We start from the raw sequence: 2,209 nt of genomic DNA, 5'->3' as shown, positions 1-2,209 counted from the left end.
GCCCCCGCCCGCCGCCCCCGCGCCCCGCCGCGCCGGGCGGGAGCTCCCGGCGGAGCCCCCGGCGCCGGAAAACCCGCGCGGCCACGTACCATGGCGGCATGTCCTTCCTCCGCCGCCACCGCGCCGCCACACCCGCGGGCCCGGACTTCGACGTCCTGGCCATGGACCCGGGGGACTGGCCGGGCAACCTCGGGGCCGGGCTGCTGCCCGCGCCCGACGGCAGCTGCCAGGGCGTCTTCCTCCGCTACGACCTGTTCGGCGGCCGCGGCCCCGCGATGATCATCGGCAACCTGCCCGAGGGGTCCCCGGCGCGCGAGCTCGCCGACGGCCAGGTCCCCTTCGAGGTGGCGCAGCTCCTCGAGGCCCTGGAGAACGACGAGGACGTCGAGGTCACCGGGACCGAGGACTGCCCCGTCATGCAGGGCGACAACCTCCTCATCGTCCGCAAGATCAAGCTCTCCGAGAGCCGCATCTCCTGCGTGCAGTTCGACCGCAGCGACAACGTCCTCGTGACGATCGCCAGCTGGGACCGCCCGATCACCGACGACCTCTACGCGCTGCTGAAGCCGCTCCCCGCCGAGCTCTTCCAGCAGGGCTAGACCGTCTAGGGGTTGGTGTCCGCGATGTCGTTCGCCGCGACGTAGCCGAACGTCATCGCGGGCCCGATCGTCGATCCGGCCCCCGCGTAGCTGTGGCCCATCACCGCCGCGCTCGCGTTGCCCGCCGCCCACAGGCCCCGGATCACCGATCCGTCCGCCCGCAGCGCCCGCGCCCGGGCGTCCGTGACGATGCCGCCCTTGGTGCCCAGGTCACCCGGGACGATCCGGAACGCGTAGAACGGCGGCGCCCAGACCGGTGCGAGACACGAGTTCGGCACCACGTTCGGGTCCGTGTAGTAGTGGTCGTACGCCGTGTCCCCCCGGTGGAAGTCCGCGTCGTTCCCGCTCCACGCCTGCGCGTTGAAGCGGTTCAGCGTCGCCCGCAGCGCGGCCGCCGGCACCCCGATCTGCCCGGCGAGCGCGTCCCAGGTCCACGCCTTCCTCGCCGTCCCCGACTCGAACCACGCGTCCGGGAAGGGCAGGGTCGGCAGGATGTCCTTGAACAGGTACTTGTTGCGGTAGTTCTGGTCCACGATCAGCCACGCCGGGATGTGCGAACCCGTCTCACCCCGGTCCTTCTCGTACATGACGTGCACCACGTCGCTGTACGGGGCGGCCTCGTTCACGAAGCGGGTCCCCGCCCGGTTCACGATCAGACCGCCCGGCAGGGTCCGCTCCGCCAGGCAGAAGTACGGCTCCCCGGGCAGCGGGATCGACGGCCCCCACCAGGCGTCCTCCATCAACGCCAGTGCGGCGCCCGCCCGTTGCCCGGCCCGGATGCCGTCCCCGGTGTTCTCCTTCGCGCCCACCGACCACTGGGTGCCGATCGGCTGCTGCTGGTACTGGGCCCGCATCTGCGCGTTGTGCTCGAAACCGCCCGAGCCGATCACCACGCCCCTGCGGGCCCGTACGACACCCCGTACGCCCTCCTTCTCCACCACGACCCCGGTGACCGCCCCGCCCTCCTGGACCAGGTCGACGAGCGGGCTGTTCAGCCACACCGGCACCCCCGCCCGCAGCAGCCCGGCCCGCAGTCCCGCGGCCAGCGACTGGCCCATCGTCAGCGGCTTCTCCCCGCGCAGCGCGGCCTTCGTGCCGCGCGCCAGGCACTCCGTGGAGACCGCGAGCCCCTTCGCGCTGACCGCCGCGAGGTTCAGCCACTTGTAGTCCTGGCTGAACACCACCATCCCGGCGGGCACCGGCATGTACGCCGGGTTCAGGCGCGCCAGTTCGGCGCCCAGGAGGTTGCCGTCGAGCTGGTCGGGCTCGATGGAGCGGCCGTTCGGCAGGCCGCCCGGCAGGTTCGGGTAGTAGTCGCTGTAGCCGTCCATGAAGCGGAACCTCAAGGGGCTGTTCGCCATCACGAAGTCCAGCATCCGGGGCCCGTTGTCCAGGAACGCCCGCTGCCGGTCGGCCGGCACCTCGGGCCCCACCGCCGCCGACAGGTACGCCGCCGCCTTCGCCGGGGTGTCCGGCACCCCGGCGGCCAGGATCACCGAGTTGTTCGGCAGCCAGATCCCGGCCCCGGAGCGCGCCGCCGAACCGCCGAACGTGGGGGCCTTCTCCACCACCAGCACGCTCAGCCCCCGCCCGGCGGCGGTGAGGGCGGC

General features: G+C 72.8%; 2 protein-coding genes. One reads left to right on the top strand and one right to left on the bottom strand.

The window, feature by feature from the left end; genetic code table 11:
* The first annotated feature begins 98 nt into the window (after window positions 1-98).
* A complete protein-coding gene (locus SSNG_RS03760) occupies window positions 99-599 on the top strand; it encodes a hypothetical protein (RefSeq protein WP_007262468.1) in 501 nt (166 codons plus the stop codon).
* Between the two features lie 5 nt (window positions 600-604).
* On the opposite strand, the gene kstD is transcribed toward SSNG_RS03760, so the two are convergent.
* A partial coding sequence (gene kstD, locus SSNG_RS03755) for a 3-oxosteroid 1-dehydrogenase (RefSeq protein ID WP_063749871.1) occupies window positions 605-2,209 on the bottom strand: 1,605 nt, incomplete at its 5' end.

It is taken from the genome of Streptomyces sp. C, from assembly GCF_000158895.1.
Taxonomy (GTDB): Bacteria; Actinomycetota; Actinomycetes; order Streptomycetales; family Streptomycetaceae; genus Streptomyces; species Streptomyces racemochromogenes.
This window is presented reverse-complemented; position numbering and strand designations above follow the sequence as displayed.